General features: G+C 72.9%; 15 protein-coding genes. 12 read left to right on the forward strand and 3 right to left on the reverse strand.

Going from position 1 to position 16,974, the window contains the following annotated elements; genetic code table 11:
- Positions 1–216: 216 nt before the first annotated feature.
- Positions 217–894: a phosphate signaling complex protein PhoU gene (gene phoU, locus SXIM_RS15510; RefSeq protein WP_030729634.1), complete on the reverse strand. Its 678-nt coding sequence runs from the start codon at positions 892–894 to the stop codon at positions 217–219.
- A gap of 224 nt (positions 895–1,118) precedes the next feature.
- Here phoU and phoR point away from each other — a divergent pair, with 224 nt between their 5' ends.
- Both phoR and phoP read left to right on the forward strand, forming a co-directional pair.
- A complete protein-coding gene (gene phoR / locus SXIM_RS15515) occupies positions 1,119–2,438 on the forward strand; it encodes a two-component system sensor histidine kinase PhoR (protein WP_030729633.1) in 1,320 nt (439 codons plus the stop codon).
- Between the two features lie 5 nt (positions 2,439–2,443).
- Positions 2,444–3,115, forward strand: a complete 672-nt coding sequence (phoP, locus tag SXIM_RS15520; protein WP_484422090.1) for a response regulator transcription factor — start codon at positions 2,444–2,446, stop codon at positions 3,113–3,115.
- A gap of 89 nt (positions 3,116–3,204) precedes the next feature.
- Here phoP and SXIM_RS15525 read toward each other — a convergent pair whose 3' ends face one another.
- A complete protein-coding gene (locus SXIM_RS15525) occupies positions 3,205–3,933 on the reverse strand; it encodes a hypothetical protein (protein ID WP_030729630.1) in 729 nt (242 codons plus the stop codon).
- A 494-nt stretch (positions 3,934–4,427) separates the two neighbouring features.
- Here SXIM_RS15525 and SXIM_RS15530 point away from each other — a divergent pair, with 494 nt between their 5' ends.
- The 10 genes from SXIM_RS15530 (at position 4,428) to SXIM_RS15575 (ending at position 15,341) form a co-directional block, all read left to right on the forward strand.
- Positions 4,428–4,910 carry a CarD family transcriptional regulator gene (locus tag SXIM_RS15530; protein ID WP_030729628.1) on the forward strand — a complete coding sequence of 161 codons (483 nt, stop codon included), beginning with the start codon at positions 4,428–4,430 and terminating at the stop codon, positions 4,908–4,910.
- A gap of 273 nt (positions 4,911–5,183) precedes the next feature.
- Positions 5,184–5,951 (forward strand): 2-C-methyl-D-erythritol 4-phosphate cytidylyltransferase, encoded by a 768-nt coding sequence (gene ispD / locus SXIM_RS15535; protein WP_030729625.1) that lies wholly within the window; start codon positions 5,184–5,186, stop codon positions 5,949–5,951.
- The gene (ispF, locus tag SXIM_RS15540; RefSeq protein WP_030729622.1) at positions 5,941–6,447 is read left to right on the forward strand and encodes a 2-C-methyl-D-erythritol 2,4-cyclodiphosphate synthase; all 507 of its coding nucleotides are present in this window, start codon (positions 5,941–5,943) and stop codon (positions 6,445–6,447) included. The genes ispD and ispF overlap by 11 nt, the downstream gene beginning before the upstream one ends.
- A 91-nt stretch (positions 6,448–6,538) precedes the next feature.
- On the forward strand, positions 6,539–6,943 hold the full coding sequence (locus SXIM_RS15545; RefSeq protein ID WP_030729619.1) for a PPOX class F420-dependent oxidoreductase: 405 nt from the start codon (positions 6,539–6,541) through the stop codon (positions 6,941–6,943).
- A gap of 100 nt (positions 6,944–7,043) precedes the next feature.
- Positions 7,044–8,435 carry a cysteine--tRNA ligase gene (cysS, locus tag SXIM_RS15550; RefSeq protein ID WP_030729616.1) on the forward strand — a complete coding sequence of 464 codons (1,392 nt, stop codon included), beginning with the start codon at positions 7,044–7,046 and terminating at the stop codon, positions 8,433–8,435.
- Between the two features lie 83 nt (positions 8,436–8,518).
- A complete protein-coding gene (gene rlmB, locus SXIM_RS15555; protein WP_030729613.1) occupies positions 8,519–9,457 on the forward strand; it encodes a 23S rRNA (guanosine(2251)-2'-O)-methyltransferase RlmB in 939 nt (312 codons plus the stop codon).
- 148 nt (positions 9,458–9,605) lie between these two features.
- Positions 9,606–11,141, forward strand: a complete 1,536-nt coding sequence (locus tag SXIM_RS15560) for a DoxX family protein (protein ID WP_078635307.1) — start codon at positions 9,606–9,608, stop codon at positions 11,139–11,141.
- A 242-nt stretch (positions 11,142–11,383) separates the two neighbouring features.
- A complete protein-coding gene (locus SXIM_RS15565; RefSeq protein WP_046724420.1) occupies positions 11,384–12,379 on the forward strand; it encodes an alpha/beta fold hydrolase in 996 nt (331 codons plus the stop codon).
- 99 nt (positions 12,380–12,478) lie between these two features.
- Complete coding sequence (locus tag SXIM_RS15570; protein WP_030729604.1) at positions 12,479–13,702, forward strand: AAA family ATPase; 1,224 nt, start codon at positions 12,479–12,481, stop codon at positions 13,700–13,702.
- A gap of 70 nt (positions 13,703–13,772) precedes the next feature.
- Positions 13,773–15,341 carry a VWA domain-containing protein gene (locus SXIM_RS15575; protein ID WP_376045896.1) on the forward strand — a complete coding sequence of 523 codons (1,569 nt, stop codon included), beginning with the start codon at positions 13,773–13,775 and terminating at the stop codon, positions 15,339–15,341.
- A 277-nt stretch (positions 15,342–15,618) separates the two neighbouring features.
- Here the strand turns inward: SXIM_RS15575 and SXIM_RS15580 are convergent, their stop codons facing one another.
- Positions 15,619–16,890, reverse strand: coding sequence for a HEAT repeat domain-containing protein (locus SXIM_RS15580; RefSeq protein WP_052385124.1), 1,272 nt, complete (start codon positions 16,888–16,890; stop codon positions 15,619–15,621).
- Positions 16,891–16,974 lie beyond the last annotated feature (84 nt).

A 16,974-nucleotide genomic window follows, 5' to 3' on the forward strand; every position in this document is an offset into this window, starting at 1 on the left:
GCCGCAGGAGCAGCCGGAGCCGCACGAACAGGCGGCGGTTGTCGGGGCAGTCGCGGGACGGTTCGCCATGAGATGCCTCCTGGGCAGCAGAATTCCTCCACACACACCCGTGCCCCTCCATGGGAAACCCGCCGCCGCCCGCCCGTCAACGGGGCGCACAGGGGCGCAATCGGGAGCGCCCCCGCCCGCCCCTCACGGCCTCGCGCCCTGCCGGGCTCAGGCCGTCTCGGGCTCCGGCTCCGGCGCGAACTCGTCCGCGTGCTCACCCGTCACCAGGTACACCACGCGCCGCGCGATCGACACCGCGTGATCGGCGAACCGCTCGTAGTAGCGGCCCAGCAGCGTCACATCCACCGCCGTCTCCACCCCGTGCTGCCAGCGGTCGTCCATCAGGTGCCGGAACAGCGTCCGGTGCAGGGTGTCCATCTCGTCGTCGTCCTGCTCCAACTGCATCGCCAGCTCGACATCCTTGGTGATCAGCACCTCGGTCGCCTTCGCCATCAGCCGCTGCGCGAGCTGGCCCATCTCCAGGATGGTCGCCGTCAGATCCCGCGGCACCGCCGAGTCGGGGAACCGCAGCCTGGCCACCTTCGCCACGTGCTCCGCGAGGTCACCGCACCGCTCCAGGTCCGCGCTCATCCGCAGCGAGGTCACCACGATCCGCAGATCCGTGGCCACCGGCTGCTGCCGCGCCAGCAGCGCGATCGCGCCGTTCTCCAGGTCCCGCTGCATGTCGTCGATGCGGTCGTCCGCGTCGATCACGCTCTCGGCGAGCTTCAGATCGGCGTCCAGCATCGCCGTGGTGGCCCGCCCGATGGCCGAGCCCACCAGCCGCGCCATTTCGACCAGCGTGTCACTGATCGCGTCCAGTTCCTCGTGATAAGCGTCACGCATGAGTGATCGTCCTCCCTCGGACGGAAGCCCGAGCCGTCGTGTACGGGTGTACGTACCTAGCTGCTGCCTGTTGTCCTGCCTTGCCACACTCCGCCCGCAAGACGGCGGATCCCGCCCCGCAGAGTGAACCCGAGCTGTCACGAAGGTGAACACTCGCGGGACTGCCGACGAGCATCTTCATCCATGCCTGTGGTTCACGGTCAAGCCCCGCATAACCTGAGGATATGGACGTGAACGCGGCGGTGGCCGCAGTGGCCGCGATCGCCGGGCTCAGCACCGGCGTCATCGCCATGCTGGCCTTCCGCATCAGTGAGCGCGAGCGTACGCGCCCACCACGCGGTGCCCACCCCGCTCCCGACGCCGCCACCCTGCCACCGGGCGTGGACACGGTGCTGTCCGTCCTGCGCTCCTCGGCGGTCGTCCTGGACGAGTCCGACGCCGTCCTCAAGGCCAGCTCTGCCGCGTACGCGCTGGGGCTGGTGCGCGGCGGCCGGCTCACCGTGGAGCCCATGCTCGCGATGGCCCGGCAGACCCGCAGGGACGGCGAGATCCGGCAGGCCGAGCTGGACCTGCCGCAGCGCGCGGGCAAGGGCCTGGGCCGTACCGACGTGCTCGCGGTCTCCGCCCGCTCCGCGCCGCTGGGCTCCCGCCTGGTGCTGCTGCTGGTGGAGGACCTCACCGAGGCCCGCCGCATCGAGGCGGTGCGCCGCGACTTCGTCGCCAACGTCAGCCACGAGCTGAAGACCCCGGCCGGCGCGCTGTCCCTGCTCTCCGAGGCCGTCCTCGACGCCGCCGACGACCCCGAGGCCGTCACCCGCTTCGCGGGCCGGATGCAGCACGAGGCCACCCGGCTCACCAACCTCGTCCAGGAGCTCATCGACCTCTCCCGGGTGCAGGACGACGACCCGCTCACCCACGCCGAGCTGGTGCCCGTCGACGAACTGGTCACCGAGGCCATGGACCGCTGCCGCCAGCAGGCCGGCAACAAGTGGATCACCATGGCCTCCGGCGGCACCGCCGGGCTCGCGGTCTGGGGCAACCGTGGCAAGCTGGCCGCCGCGCTCGGCAACCTCGTCGAGAACGCCGTCAACTACAGCCCGCCCCACACCCGGGTCGCCATCGCCGGTGCCCGCAACCGGACCCGGCAGGGGGATCTGATCGAGATCTCCGTGACCGACCAGGGCATCGGCATCCCCGACAGCGACAAGGAGCGCGTCTTCGAACGCTTCTACCGGGTGGACCCGGCCCGCTCCCGCGCCACCGGGGGTACCGGCCTGGGGCTCTCGATCGTCAAACACGTGGCCGCCTCGCACGGCGGGGAGGTCCTGGTGTGGAGCGCTGAAGGACAGGGCTCCACCTTCACCCTGCGGCTGCCCGAACCGGGCAGCGCACAAGAACGCCAGCAGGCCCGTACGGCCGCCCGCGAGGGCGCCGGCGGACTGTCCGGCAGTCTGCACGAACCGGCAGAGTTCCCCGCTCCCGCGGCGGAAGGCGAGCCGGCGGCCACCCGCACCAACGATCCTGCCCGGGAGGCACTCCCGTGACCCGAGTGCTCGTCGTCGAGGACGAGGAGTCGTTCAGCGACGCCTTGTCGTACATGCTCCGCAAGGAAGGCTTCGAGGTCGCCACCGCGGCCACGGGCCCCGATGGGCTGGATGAGTTCGAGCGCAACGGCGCCGACCTGGTCCTGCTCGACCTCATGCTGCCGGGGCTGCCCGGCACGGAGGTCTGCCGCCAGCTGCGCGGCCGCTCCAATGTCCCGGTGATCATGGTGACCGCCAAGGACAGCGAGATCGACAAGGTCGTCGGCCTGGAAATAGGAGCCGATGACTACGTCACCAAGCCGTTCTCCTCGCGCGAGCTGGTGGCGCGCATCCGCGCGGTGCTGCGCCGGCGCGGCGAGTCGGAGGAGGAGAGCCCGGCCGCACTGGAGGCGGGCCCGGTCCGGATGGATGTCGACCGCCACGTGGTGACGGTCGACGGCCGCAAGGTGGATCTCCCGCTCAAGGAGTTCGACCTGCTGGCGATGCTGCTGCGCAACGCCGGGCGGGTGCTCACCCGGATGCAGCTGATCGACCGGGTCTGGGGTGCCGACTACGTCGGGGACACCAAGACGCTGGACGTGCACGTCAAGCGGCTGCGGGCGAAGGTCGAGCCGGACCCGGGCGCCCCGCGCTATCTGGTGACGGTGCGCGGCCTGGGCTACAAGTTCGAGCCGTAGGCGGCGGCGTCGTAACGACGCGCGCACACACACGGCGGCGGGGCGCCCCATCCGGGGGCGCCCCGCCGCCGTGTGTGCGTGCAGGCCGGTTACGGGGTGGTGAGGCCGGCGCCGTCCTCGTTCTCGACGCCGGAGCCCGGGGCACCCGCGTCGGTGCCGGTGCCGGTGTCACCCTCGGCCCCCGCGTCGGCCGCGTCGCCCTCGGCGCCGTCCGTCGCGCCCTCATCGGTCTGCTCCGTGTCGGCGTCGGAGTCGGCGTCGCCTTCGGCTTCGCCCTCCTCGTCCGCCGGGACGGCCGGCGGGGTCGGGCCCCAGTCCGCGTAGTAGGTCCAGTTCTCGGAGGCCGGCACCACGGTGGCGGCCAGCTCGATCGCCCCGGTCTCGCTCAGCAGGAAGACCAGCTGCTGGGCGTTGCCCAGCGCGATCTGCGCGGCGGCCGGGTCGGCGATGAACGCCGACGGGTTGCCCTCGCCGCCCAGCGCCACGGAGCCGCGCGCCGGAACCACGACCTGGCTCTCGTTCCCGGCGGGGGTCAGCTCGACCACCACGCCCGAGCCGGGCAGGGTGATGGACTCCAGCACCTGCTCGGTGGTGCTCTCGTTGAAGATCCGCGCGCTGATGCCGGCCGGGCCATCGGTCCCGTCGGGCAGGATCACATTGACGTTCTGGACCTTGATGGCGTCGACCTGCGCGGCGGCGTTGTCGGGCTTGATCTTCTGTGTCTCCGCCTCGAAGCCCGCCCCACAGGCGCTGAGCGCCAAGACGGTCGAAAACGCGAAGACGGCGGCGACGGCGCCGCGTCGAAGGCTGCTGCTCACGGCGGCGGCATCTCCTCGGACGAACCTCGGCGGACCGGCCAGGTCGCCCGGTCCGGTTGATCGAAATCAGCGGCCCAAGCCTACCGACCCCTCTCCCGCCGCCCTCACCCGCCCCGCCCATGGGCCGTGACCACCTGCGGGAGTGAATCCGGTCATGATCCAGGTATGAATGTGAAGGGGGATCACGGGAGTGTTACGGGAGAATGTGCTGATCAATTCTTCGACGCACGAGACTGTGCCCGAACGCTTTCTTCCAACTGTGACAAAACGGACACCTTTCCGGGTCTTCGCGAAGTTCTTTCCGTATCGGGGCGCATTGTTCAAGGGGCGCGAAACCCCGCTCCCACCTGCGGATACCCGCCCCAGCGCACCTCTCGCAGCATGCCGAAGCCGCGCTTGTCAACCCCCGAGATATGGCCTGACCTGCGAAAACGTCATTCAGAAGGGTGCTGGGCCGTGTTACCCTGGAAAGCCACGGAAGGGGTACCTGTCACATGACGTTCAAGGTTGGCGACACCGTGGTCTATCCCCATCACGGGGCCGCGTTGATCGAGGCTATCGAAACGCGCCAGATTAAAGGCGTGGACAAGCTCTACTTGGTTCTGAAGGTCGCCCAGGGCGACCTCGAAGTGCGCGTACCGGCGGACAATGCCGAACTCGTCGGCGTGCGCGATGTCGTGGGGCAGGAAGGTCTGGACCGGGTCTTCGAGGTGCTGCGTGCGCCGTATGCCGAAGAACCCACCAACTGGTCCCGCCGCTACAAGGCGAATCTGGAGAAACTCGCCTCCGGTGACGTCATCAAGGTCGCCGAGGTCGTACGTGACCTGTGGCGCCGTGAGCGTGAGCGCGGACTCTCCGCCGGTGAGAAGCGCATGCTGGCCAAGGCCCGGCAGATCCTCGTCAGCGAGCTCGCGCTCGCCGAGAGCACCAACGAGGACAAGGCCGAAAGCCTGCTCGACGAGGTCCTCGCGTCCTGACCGTCACCCCAGGCCGTACCCCCTGAATTCTCGGACCGCCGGATATCGCGGATCTCTCCGGCCGGCCCGGAAACAAGGGCTCGCTTGCCCCAGCGCCCGAAGGCAGTCGCCCTGCCCAGCGGGCGCTGCGGCATGTACGGATCGTTCCCCAAGCGGTGTGCCGGGCCTGCCACTGACTCGACCGGCATGTCACGGAAGGGTCCGATCGGGTCATGCCCGGCACGCTGTGGCCATACCCACTCCCACCCTGGAAACAAACCTCTCACGGTGCCAATGTCAGACATCGCCCCTGTCCCCGGCGTCCCCCATACGGCCGTCATCATCCCCGCGGCAGGCCGAGGCGTACGGCTCGGGCCCGGGATTCCCAAGGCCCTGCGCCTGCTGAACGGGGTGCCGATCCTCGTGCACGCCGTGCGCGCCATGGCCGCCGCCCGCTCCGTGGCCACCGTGATCGTGGTGGCCCCCTCCGATGGCGCCGAGGGCGTACGCGCCCTGCTCGACGAGCATCCGCCCCCGCGCCCCGTCCACGTCCAGGTGGTGCCCGGCGGGGAGACCCGCCAGGAGTCGGTACGGCTCGGTCTCGCCGCGCTGCCCGCCGACGCCGATGTGGTGCTGGTCCACGACGCCGCCCGTCCGCTGGTCCCGGTGGACACCGTGGAGGCGGTCGCCGCCGCCGTCCGCGCCGGGTCCCCCGCCGTGGTGCCGGCCCTGCCGGTCACCGACACCATCAAGCAGATCGCCGCCCCCGGGCCCGGGGGCGGTGCCCCCGAGCCGGTCACCGGCACCCCGGACCGCTCGCTGCTGCGCGCCGTCCAGACCCCGCAGGGCTTCGCCCCCGACGCGCTGCTGGACGCCCACGAGCGGTTCGCCGGGCTCGGGGGAGCCGAGGGCGCCAGCGACGACGCCGGGATGGTCGAGCGCCTCGGCCTGCCGGTGGTGCTGGTCCCCGGGCACGAGGAGGCGTTCAAGGTCACCCGTCCGCTCGATCTCGTCCTCGCCGAGGCCGTGCTCGCCCGCAGAAGGATCACCGATGGCTACTGACATCCCGCGGCCCGCGGCGGCGCTCCTGCCGCGGGTCGGCATCGGCACCGATGTGCACCCCTTCGAGGAGGGCCGCGAGCTGTGGTGCGCCGGACTTCACTGGCCCGGGGCCGGCGCGGGCCTGGCCGGCGACTCGGACGGTGACGTCGCCGCGCACGCCGCCTGCGACGCGCTGTTCTCCGCCGCCGGCGTCGGGGACCTCGGCGCGCACTTCGGCACCGGCCGCCCCGAGTGGGCCGGCGCCTCCGGGGTGCGGCTGCTGGGCGAGGCGGCCCGCATCGTCCGCGCCGAGGGCTTCACCATCGGCAATGTCGCCGTCCAGGTGATCGGTGTCCGGCCCAAGATCGGCACCCGGCGCGCGGAGGCACAGCGCGCGCTGTCGGACGCCATCGGCGCGCCGGTGTCCGTCTCCGGGACGACCACGGACGGGCTCGGCCTCACCGGGCGCGCCGAGGGCCTGGCGGCGATCGCCACGGCGCTGCTCTTCACCCGCTGATGCCCTCTCCCGGCCCCGTCCGGGACTACGGTGGACGCTGCTTGAACTGTTCTGTCTCCCAGCAACTCCCGTATCAGGCAAAGGAGCCAGCGTGTCAGCGGAACTCTCCGACAAGCTCAAGGAAATCCTCGACGGCCCGGTGTTCGTCACCATCGCCACCATCCAGCCCGACGGCAGCCCCCAGTTGTCGCCGGTGTGGGTCGCCAGGGACGGCGACGACGTCCTGATCTCCACCACCGTCGGACGGCAGAAGGAGAAGAACCTGCGCCGCGACCCCCGGGTCACGGTCCAGGTGCAGCCGTTCGACAACCCGTACACGTACGCCGAGATCCGGGGCACCGCCACCCTTACCACCGAGGGCGGCCAGGAGCTGATCGACCAGCTCTCCCAGAAGTACACCGGCAAGCCGTACGCCGAGTTCAACCCCTCCTCGGCCGATGACGCCGAGCGCGTGGTGGTCCGGGTGGCCGCCCGCAAGGTCGTCGGCCGGGTCTGAGCGGGGCGCGGGCCCCGGCCCGCCACCGGCCCCGTAACGATCCCCCCTCGCCCCGCGCCGACCGGCGCGGGGCGTGCCGCGCGCCTACTACTCTGGACGCGTGACTCTTCGCCTGTACGACACCGACGCCCGGCAGATCCGTGAATTCACCCCGCTCGTCCCCGGGTGCGTCTCGATCTACCTGTGTGGCGCCACCGTGCAGGCGGCACCGCACATCGGGCACATCCGCTCGGGCCTCAACTTCGACATCATGCGCCGCTGGTTCGCCCACCGCGGCTACGACGTCACCTTCGTCCGCAATGTGACGGACATCGACGACAAGATCATCGCCAAGAGCGCCGACACGGGCGTGCCGTGGTGGGCCATCGGCTACGCCAACGAGCGCGCGTTCAACGACGCCTATGACGCGCTGGGCTGCCTGCCGCCCACCTACGAGCCGCGCGCCACCGGCCACATCCCGGAGATGACCGAGATGATGCGGGTGCTGATCGCCAAGGGCCACGCCTACGCGGCGGACGGCAACGTCTACTTCGACGTGCGCAGCTTCCCCGGCTACCTCGGGCTCTCCAACCAGGACCTCGACCAGCTGCTCCAGCCCTCGGGCGAGGGCGAGACCGGCAAGCGCGACCCGCGCGACTTCGCCCTGTGGAAGGCCGCCAAGCCCGGTGAGCCGAGCTGGGAGAGCCCCTGGGGCCCGGGCCGCCCCGGCTGGCACCTGGAGTGCTCGGCGATGGCGCACAAGTACCTCGGCTCCGCCTTCGACATCCACGGTGGCGGCATCGACCTGGTCTTCCCGCACCACGAGAACGAGATCGCCCAGTCCCAGGCGTACGGCGACGCGTTCGCCGCGTACTGGGTGCACAACGCCTGGGTGACGATGAGCGGCGAGAAGATGAGCAAATCGCTCGGCAACTCGGTGCTCGCCTCGGAGATGCTCAAGCGCTGGCGCCCCATCGTGCTGCGCTACTACCTGGGCACCCCGCACTACCGCTCGACCATCGAGTACAGCGAGGCCGCGCTGGCGGAGGCGGACGCCGCCTTCTCCCGGATCGAGGGCTTCCTGCACCGCGCCACCGAGCGGACCGGCGACATCCTCCCGGCCGCGGCCGTACCGGCGGAGTTCTCCGCCGCGATGGACGAGGACCTGGGCGTGCCGCAGGCCATGGCCGCCGTGCACACCACGGTGCGGCAGGGCAACGCGGCGCTGGCCGAGGGTGACAAGGAGTCGGCGGCTTCGCTGGCCGGGCAGGTCCGTGCGATGCTGGGTGTGCTGGGCATGGATCCGCTGGATTCCGGGTGGCACGGCGGCGGCGACCGGGGCGAGGAGCTGACCGGCATCGTCGACTCGCTGGTGCGGCTGGTCCTCGCGCAGCGCACGGCGGCGCGCGAACGCAAGGACTACGGCACCGCGGACGCGATCCGCGACGAGCTGGGCGCCGCCGGGCTCGTCATCGAGGACACGCCCAACGGACCCCGGTGGGAGCTGGGCTGAGCGCGCCGGCGCCCGGCCCGTCCAGGCTTCCGAGACCCCTCGGGGGCTCCGACCACCACGCAGTATTCGAGGAAACGTAACCCATGGCAGGCAATCCCAACCGCCGCACGTCCAACAAGAAGGGCGCCCAGGTCGGCAGCGGCGGCCAGCGCCGCCGCGCCCTGAAGGGCAAGGGCCCGACCCCGCCCGCCGAGATGCGCAAGGGGCACGCCAAGCAGCGCGCCGCGCAGCTCAAGGCCCGCAAGCAGTCCAACAAGCCGGCCCAGGCCAGGCGCCGCCCCTCCTCCGAGATGGTGGTGGGGCGCAACCCGGTGCTGGAGGCGCTGCTCGGCGGGGTCCCCGCGACCACGCTGTACGTGCAGCAGTTCATCGACAGTGACGACCGGGTCACCGACGCGGTGAAGGCCGCCATGGAGCGCGGCGGCATCCACCTGATGGAGGCGCCGCGCGCCGAGCTGGACCGGATGACGAACGGTCTCAACCACCAGGGCCTGGTGCTCCAGGTGCCGGCGTACGAGTACGCGCACCCGGACGACCTGCCGGCCGGGGCGGCCGACCGCCGGGAGCAGCCGCTGATCGTGGCGCTGGACGGGGTGACCGACCCGCGGAACCTGGGCGCGGTCGTCCGTTCGGTGACGGCGTTCGGCGGGCACGGTGTGGTGGTGCCGGAGCGGCGCGCGGCCGGGATGAGCGCCGGGGCGTGGAAGACGTCGGCCGGTACGGCGGCGCGTACGCCGGTGGCCCGCGCCACCAATCTGACCCGGGCGCTCCAGGCGTACCAGAAGGCCGGCATCCAGGTCGTCGGCCTCGCGGCGGACGGCGAGGCGGAGCTGGGCGACCTCGATGTGCTGGACGGTCCGGTGGTGATCGTCATCGGCAGCGAGGGCAAGGGCATGTCGCGGCTGGTGAGCGAGGTGTGCGACGTACGGGTACGGATTCCGATGCCCGGCACCGCGGAGTCGCTCAACGCCGGTGTGGCGGCCGGGATCGTGCTGTACGAGGCGTCCCGCGCACGGAGTTGAGTTCTCGCGGGCACTTCGCGGGCCCCTCGCGGACACCCCCATCACCCGTGGCGGGCGGGGCACTTGAGGGGTGTCCCGCGGGTGCTTGACGGGTCGCGGACACTTCGTCGGGTCAAGGCAGTGTCTTAAACCTCTGTCACTCGGTTAGATGAGTGTGGACACCAGAACACACCGCCCACCCGCTGGGGGGACGCCGCGCGGTTTCTTCGAGGAGGAGCAACCGCTGCTCTCCACGGTGAAGGTGCCGTGCGATCCCGCACAAGTCATCGTGAACCACGCGAGTTTCCGGGTGGATCTCCCGGTCTCGCACCCGCTGGGCGGGCGCCGCCCCGTCGTGCTGGCCGGAGCGGGCGGGGCGGGGGGCCCGGACATGAGTGCGCTGCTGGCGACCGCCGTTCGCGCCGCCCCCGCGCGCACGGCGCTGCGGCCGGAGCCGGACGGGGTCTCCACCCAGGTGCTGCCCCGGCTGGATCCCGCGGTGCTCGGCGCGGTTCCGGTACCCCGCCGGACCGCCGAGGACACCCAGCTGCTGCCGCCGGTCAGGGAGCCGCAGGCGTTCGGCGCCGGTGCGGGTTCCGCACGCAGCGGCCCGGGCGCGGCGGGGCAGGACGACAGGGCGGTCACGGTCGGACGCGGAGCCGACAACCGGCAGGCGTACAAGCCCGACCGCCGGCTGGACCTGGGCGTGGTGCTGCTGCCGCTGCGCTTCCTGCTGGGCTTCCTCGCCATCTCGGCCGGGATGGGCAAGATCACCGACCCGGTGTACTTCGACGGCGGCGAGCGCGGCTCGATGGTCACCTGGCTCGGCTCCCTGGAGCCGTGGGCGGTGGCCGCGCCGCTGCACAGCTGGGCGCTCAACCACCCGGTGGCCGCCGGGCTCACGGTCGCCTTCATCCAGATCGTGGTCGGCGTCCTGACGATCTTCGGTCTGTGGCAGCGCTGCGCGGCGGCCTTCGGCGCGGCCCTGTCGCTGGCGCTGCTGGTGACCGTCGCCTGGCGCAGCGGCCCCGTCTACGACGCCCCCGACCTCATCCTGCTGGCCGCCTGGAGCCCGCTGATCATCGCGGGCGCCCCGGTGTACTCGCTGGACGCGCGGCTGGCCGGCGAGGCGTGGCGCACGCTGGGCCCGCGCGCCCCGCTGAGCGAACTGCGGCGCAGGGTGCTGCGGCGCGGTGCGGTGCTGGCCACCGTGCTGGTCGGTCTCGCGCTGCTGATCGGTTCGATGCTGGGCGGCGCGGTGCGGTCCTCGCAGATCGCGCGCCTGCCCGAGCCGGGCGAGCCGCCGCGCAACCACCTGCCGGGCCAGCCCCTCGACATCGAGGAGGAGGCCGAGGAAGCGGGCGAGGAGACGGCGGGGGAGACCGAGCCGAGCGCGGGTGTCGGCGGCGACGAGGAGACGTCCACGGCGCCGGGCGAGGACGACCCGGCCACCGGTGAGTCGGCCGAGGAGCCGCAGGAGACGGCGGACGAGGACCAGCCGCGCAGCGAGCAGACGGTCCCCGCCCCGCAGCAGCCGGCCGCGCCGCCGGCCGCGCCGCCCGCCCAGAACAACACCCCCGAGCAGATCCCGACCCCGGGTGGCGACGGCGGTGAACCATCGGCCGAGACGGACAACGGTCCGGCCGATGAGGGGGGTGATGGCAATCGCAGCAGCCTGGATCCGATCGGAGGGCTGCTCGGTTAGGTGGTGTCCTGGGCAGCGGCGGCTGACCCTCTGACCCGCCCGAACACCGGGCATGCCGATCACCCGGCCCCCGCGGCGCGCCCTGCGCGCCGCGGGGGCCGTGGCGTTTGCCGGAACGGCAAGCCCTTTTGGGCGGCGGCCCCGGCCGTCGCAGGATGAGGACCACATCCGGTGCACCGTGTCCACGGACGCACGTGGACGCGCGCACACCGTCGTCGCCGGTACGCAGGAGGCCACCACCCATGCCCGAGCAGCAGCCTGTTCACCCCACCGCTCACCACCCGGTGCACCGCGTCGTGGAAGTCCCCGGCGGCCGGATCCACTGCGTGGAGCAGGGCAGCGGCCCGCTGGTCCTGCTGGTGCACGGCTTCCCCGAGTCCTGGTACTCCTGGCGCCACCAACTGCCCGCGCTCGCCGACGCCGGATACCGGGCGGTCGCCATCGACGTACGCGGCTACGGCCGTTCGTCCGCGCCCGCCGGGGTGGACGCGTACCGCATGCTCGCCCATGTCGCCGACAACACCGGGGTGGTGGCCGCGCTCGGCGAGCGCACCGCCGTCATCGTCGGCCACGACTGGGGGTCGCGGATCGCCGCCGACTCGGCGCTGCTGCGCCCCGACGTGTTCACCGCCGTCGGCATGCTCAGCGTGGCGTACAGCCCGCACGGCGGGCCGCGCCCCAGCGAGGTGTTCGCGTCGATGGGCGGCGAGGAGGAGTTCTACGTCAGCTACTTCCAGCGTCCCGGGCGGGCGGAGGCGGAGATCGAACCGGACGTACGGGGCTGGCTGGCCGGTATGTACACCGGGCTGAGCGGGGAGGAGAACCACGGCGGCCTGTTCTTCGTGCCGCCCGGCGCGCGGATGGCCGACCGATTCCCGGCCGGACCGCTGCCCGCGTGGCTGAGCGAGGCCGATCTCGACGTCTTCGCGGGCGAGTTCGAGCGCACCGGGTTCACCGGGGCGCTCAACCGCTACCGCAACATGGACCGCGACTGGGAGGACCTGGCCGCCTGGCGCGGGATGCCGATCACCCAGCCGTCCCTGTTCATCGGCGGCGCGGCGGACGCGTCCACCACCTGGCTCTCCGACGCCATCGACGCCTTCCCCACCACCCTGCCCGGCCTGGTCTCCTCCCATCTGCTGCCGGACACCGGTCACTGGGTGCAGCAGGAACAGCCCGAGCGCGTCAGCGGATTGCTGGTGGACTGGCTGCGCACGGTCGCCCCGGTCACCGCCTAGCGGGAGCCGCGCCCGCGGTCCGTCCGCGCCTGCGGGAGCGTATGTTGAGACGCGACCGGTGATCGGTGGGGGCATCGCGGCCCGCGGGTGAGGAGTGGCATGGTCGCGCAGGAGACGTACGACGCGCAGGAGACGGCCCGGCGGCTGCGGGCGATCAGCGGCGAGTTGTCGGACCGGTTCTACGAGCGCGACGACGTGGTGCGCACGCTGCTGGTCACCCTGCTGGCCGGGCAGCACTCGCTGGTGCTCGGCCCGCCGGGGACGGCCAAGTCCGAGCTGGCCAGGGAGCTGACGGGCCGGTTCGAGGGGGCGGCCTACTGGGAGATCCTGCTGTCGAAGTTCACCGCCCCGACCCGGATGTTCGGCCCCATCGATGTCGCGGCGCTGGCCAGGGGCGAGTACCGGCAGGTGTACGACGGGCGGGCCACCACCGCGCACGTCGCGTTCATCGACGAGATCTTCAAGTGCTCGACGGCCGCGCTGAACGAGACGCTCGGCTACCTCAACGAGCGGATCTACCACCCCGAGAGCGGCGGCGAACCGATCCGCTGCCCCCTCATCGGGGCCATCACGGCGAGCAACGAGCTGCCGGACGGGGAGGATTCGGCCGCCATCTACGACCGGCTGCTGGTACGGATCGAGGTCGGCTACCTGGAGGACCCCTCCAACTTCGCCGCGCTCGTGCGCTCCGCCGTCCGTCGCCCCGCCCCGCCGGAACGCACCACGGTCACGCTCGACGCGCTGCGGCAGGCGGTGACCGGTGGCGTCCCGGCGGTGGAGGTCCCCGACGCGATCGTGGACGCGGTGTGCACGCTGCGGGCCGCCCTGCGCCGCAGGGAACTCATCGCCTCCGACCGGCGCTGGCGGCAGGCGGTGGGCCTGCTCCAGGCGTCCGCGTATCTGGACGGGCGCCCGGCGGTGGCCGAGACCGATCTGTCGGTGCTGACCCATGTGCTGTGGGACTCGCCCGCCCAGCGCCCGGCGGTCGAGCGCGAAGTGCTGCACCTGGTCAATCCGGACGCCAAGGAGGCGCTCGACCTGGCCGACGCCATCGAGGAGTTGGAGGCCCAGCTCGACGCGATGGCCGGGCAGTCCCGGGAGGCGCTGAGCGAATGGGTCATCAAGAAGGCCCACAACAAACTGGCGATGGCGGGGAAACGGCTGGCGGAGCTGCGCGCGGAGGCGGCGGGCGCGGGCCGTTCCACCGCCGCCATCGACCGTGTCACCGGCCGGCAGCGTGCGGTGCGCGCCCGGGTGCTGACCGAGGCGCTCGGCATGGACGCGAGCATGGTGCAGGCCCAGCTGTCGTCCTCGCGGGCGTAGCAGCGCCGGGCCGGGGTGGGCGGTGGCCCTTCCGCCGCCGGAAACACACGGACACCAGGGGGTGGGCAACGTGGTCGGGACGCCGGGCGGGCGGCCGGACGCTCTCGCGTCCGCCGCCGTGATCGCGGACCGGTTCGACCGGATCACCTGGCGCGACACCTACGAGCAGTCGGCCGGGCTGCGTGAGCTGGCCGGGGAACTGGGCGCGCGCCACGACGGCGCCGCCGACCTGCTGACGGACGTCTTCCTGGCCGCGTACAACGTCCGGCCGAAGCTGCGGGCGGCTGCCGGGATGGAACCCACCCGGCGGGTCAACCACGCGATCGTCGCGGGGCTGCTGGAGTCGCCGGGCTTCGCCGAGCTGCACCGGGAGACGGCGGGGGACCCGTACGCCGCCGCCATGGCGGTGCTCGCCCAGGGCGCCGCGCTGCGCGGGATGCTGGAGGGCACCCGCGAGGCGCGGGAGCGGGCGGAACAGGCGGAGCGGGCCCGGCAGGACGCCGAGGAGGCGGCACAGGCGTCGGCCGCCGACGCGGCAGCGGGGCCGGACGGGTCGGACGAGTCCGGCGGGCCGGACGAGGGCGCTGAGTCCGGCGCCGCGCCCGAGCGGGACCCGGGAGCGGCACGCCGGGCCGCCGAGGCCGCGCGGGACGCCGCCGCGCAGGCGCTCGCCGCGGCCTCCCCCGGTGTCCGGGCCGCCGCCCGCGCCGCCTCGGGCCGGGCGGCCCGGGCCGTACGGGCGGAGGCCGCGCTGATGCGCGCCTGGGGAGTCGGCGCGGGCGAGCTGGAGCGGATGCCCTTCGAGCGGCGCGCCCGGCTCGCCGAGCGGCTGCGCACCGGACGGCTCGCCCAGTGGGCCGAACTGATCGGGCGCTTCCGGCAGATGGCCGCCGGGGAGCGGGCCCGGAAGGTGGAGCAGGCGGCCGGCGAACTGATCGGGGTCACCCTCGGCGACGACCTGTCCCGGGTCATTCCCTCCGAGCTGGCCAACCTCGGCCTGCCCGGACTGCGCGCGGTGTTCGCCGCCCGCTACGCCGCCGGGGAACTCATGCTCTACGACAGCCGGGGGGAGCGGAGCACCGGGCGCGGCGCGATCATCGCCTGCGTGGACACCTCGCACTCCATGTACGCGGCGGGGCCGGGTGGTGTCACCCGCGAGGCGTGGTCCAAGGCGTGTGCCCTGGCCCTGCTGGACCAGGCCCGCCGTGCCGGACGGGACTTCGTCGGCATTCTGTTCTCCTCGGCCGACCGGCTCCGGGTCTTCCGCTTCCCGGCGGGCGCACCCGCCGGGCTCGAACGGACCCTGGACTTCGCGGAGAGCTTCCTCGGCGGCGGCACGAGCTACCAGGCGCCGCTGACCAGGGCCGGCGGTCTGCTGGAGGAGGAGTTCAACGACGCGGCCCGCTCGCGCGGCGACATCGTCCTGATCACCGACGACGAGTGCGGCGTCACCGAGGAGTGGACGCGTGGCTGGAACGAGGCCAAACAGCGCCTGGGCTTCCGGCTCTTCGGCGTGGCCGTCGGCGCCCCGCGCGCGGCCGGATCCGGCTCGGTCCTGGAGGCTCTGTGCGACAACCTCCGTTCCATCGAGGACCTGACCGAAGTCCAGGGCGCGGCCGACCTGTTCCGGGTGATCTGACGCGGGGACGATGAGCGGGCCGGGGCGTACGGGACGTTCGCCGCGGACCCCACGAGACCCGAGCCGGAGCGGGTGGTGGGGCGCCCCTGCGAAGTCCCACGTTCCTGACGGCGGCACCGAGCGCGCCACCGACCTGGCCTTCATGGGCATCTGCCTGATCATCGTGGCCGGCACCGTGACCGGCCTGTCCGCCGCCCCGCCGTCACAGGACCGTTGACGACAGGCGGACCGGCGCGACCGATGAACCCCTTGCCGTCCGGGAGCGCCCGGCGGGCCGTCAGGCGGCCTCTTCGCGGGCGAGGTAGCCGGCCAGCCGGTCCTGCCGGCCGGGCAGTCCGTAGCAGGCGATCAGGTGGCCGACGTTGCCGAACTGGCGGTTCTCCGTGCGCCAGCAGCCGGGGTTGTCGGCCAGCAGCCCGGCCAGCCGCCGCTGCCGGTCCGTCAGCTCACCGGCCGGTGTGCCCGGGCGTATCGCTCCGTCGGGGAAGGCCAGGGCCAGCGCGGCGTCCAGTACGGGCAGGATCGGTGGGCCGGACAGGCGCGGCAGTTGGCCGAGCAGTCCGTCGAAGGTGGCCGCGTCCGTGGCGGGATCGCCGAGCGCGCGCAGGGACTGGGCGGCGTACCCGCGCACGTTCCCGTCCAGGAACGGTATGTCGGGGTGCCGGTCGCCGTACCCGCCGCCGTCCCGGGCGAGCCAGGCCCGCAGTTCGCCGATCGCCCGCTCCCCGGCGGCCGGCCCGCGCAGCCGGGCCAGCGCCGTCGCGGCACCCCACCGCACCACCTCCGGGGCGTCCCCGGAGACGGCGGACTCCAGCGCCCCGGCCACCGCCGCGTCGTACGGGGCGCCGAGCAGCCCGAGCCCGGTGAGGGCGATCGCGGCCGTAGGGCCGTCCTTCCCGGCCGCCGCCGCGATCAGTACGGGGACGGACTGCGCCGCGTCCTCGGGGAACCAGGCCAGCAGATACGCGGCGGCCCGGCGTATCTGCGGCGGCTCGTGCTCCGCCGTCAGCTCACGGACGGCCGGCAGCCCGGCCCGTACCGCGTCGTAGGCCGCCAGCGCCACGTGGGCGCCGAGCCGGTTCTGGTCGGCCTCCGACAGGGACGCCTCGTAGAAGTACCGGGCCGGACCGTCGTCCTCCCAGCCCTCGTCCCCGGCCTCCCGCGGGCGGTCGGCCAGCTCGAACGCGTGGGCCGTCGCCGCCAGTTCCGCGCCGCCGCGCGCGGCCCGCCGCAGTTCGGCCACCGGGAAGCCCTCCGGGACGAACGGGTCGTCGTACCCGATGGCCAGCGCCGCCAGCAGCCACAGCACACCGTCGCGTTCGGGCGTGCCCGGATCGGTGGCCAGCGCCAGCAGGAACGGCACGGCGGGCGCGCTGGCCTCGTACCGGGTGCCCTGGTGGAAAATGTTCCCGTACAGCGCGCTCAGCGCCGCCTGCCGCTCCTCGGGCTCGGCGGAGGACAGTGACCGGAGCTGCCCCGGCACATCACCGGCGTATCCGTACGCGTGCGTGAGCCGGCCCCAGCCGGTCTCGTCCAGTCGTTCCAGCATGGTTGCCAGCGTGCCAGCCGGGTCTGACAACGACGGCGGGCCGCACAGGCGGGAGACCGGCCGTGGGCAGTGCGCCGACCGGCC

Origin of the sequence: Streptomyces xiamenensis (assembly GCF_000993785.3) — a bacterium.
In the GTDB taxonomy this organism is placed as follows: domain Bacteria; phylum Actinomycetota; class Actinomycetes; order Streptomycetales; family Streptomycetaceae; genus Streptomyces; species Streptomyces xiamenensis.

What these genes read in the sequence shown, in the direction of transcription:
- phoU (WP_030729634.1), bottom strand. Translation starts at nt 894, where the DNA reads ATGCGTGACGCTTATCACGAGGAACTGGACGCGATCAGTGACACGCTG.
- phoR (WP_030729633.1), top strand. Translation starts at nt 1,119, where the DNA reads ATGGACGTGAACGCGGCGGTGGCCGCAGTGGCCGCGATCGCCGGGCTC.
- SXIM_RS15530 (WP_030729628.1), top strand. Translation starts at nt 4,428, where the DNA reads ATGACGTTCAAGGTTGGCGACACCGTGGTCTATCCCCATCACGGGGCC.
- ispD (WP_030729625.1), top strand. Translation starts at nt 5,184, where the DNA reads ATGTCAGACATCGCCCCTGTCCCCGGCGTCCCCCATACGGCCGTCATC.
- ispF (WP_030729622.1), top strand. Translation starts at nt 5,941, where the DNA reads ATGGCTACTGACATCCCGCGGCCCGCGGCGGCGCTCCTGCCGCGGGTC.
- rlmB (WP_030729613.1), top strand. Translation starts at nt 8,519, where the DNA reads ATGGCAGGCAATCCCAACCGCCGCACGTCCAACAAGAAGGGCGCCCAG.
- SXIM_RS15560 (WP_078635307.1), top strand. Translation starts at nt 9,606, where the DNA reads ATGAGTGTGGACACCAGAACACACCGCCCACCCGCTGGGGGGACGCCG.
- SXIM_RS15565 (WP_046724420.1), top strand. Translation starts at nt 11,384, where the DNA reads ATGCCCGAGCAGCAGCCTGTTCACCCCACCGCTCACCACCCGGTGCAC.
- SXIM_RS15570 (WP_030729604.1), top strand. Translation starts at nt 12,479, where the DNA reads ATGGTCGCGCAGGAGACGTACGACGCGCAGGAGACGGCCCGGCGGCTG.
- SXIM_RS15580 (WP_052385124.1), bottom strand. Translation starts at nt 16,890, where the DNA reads ATGCTGGAACGACTGGACGAGACCGGCTGGGGCCGGCTCACGCACGCG.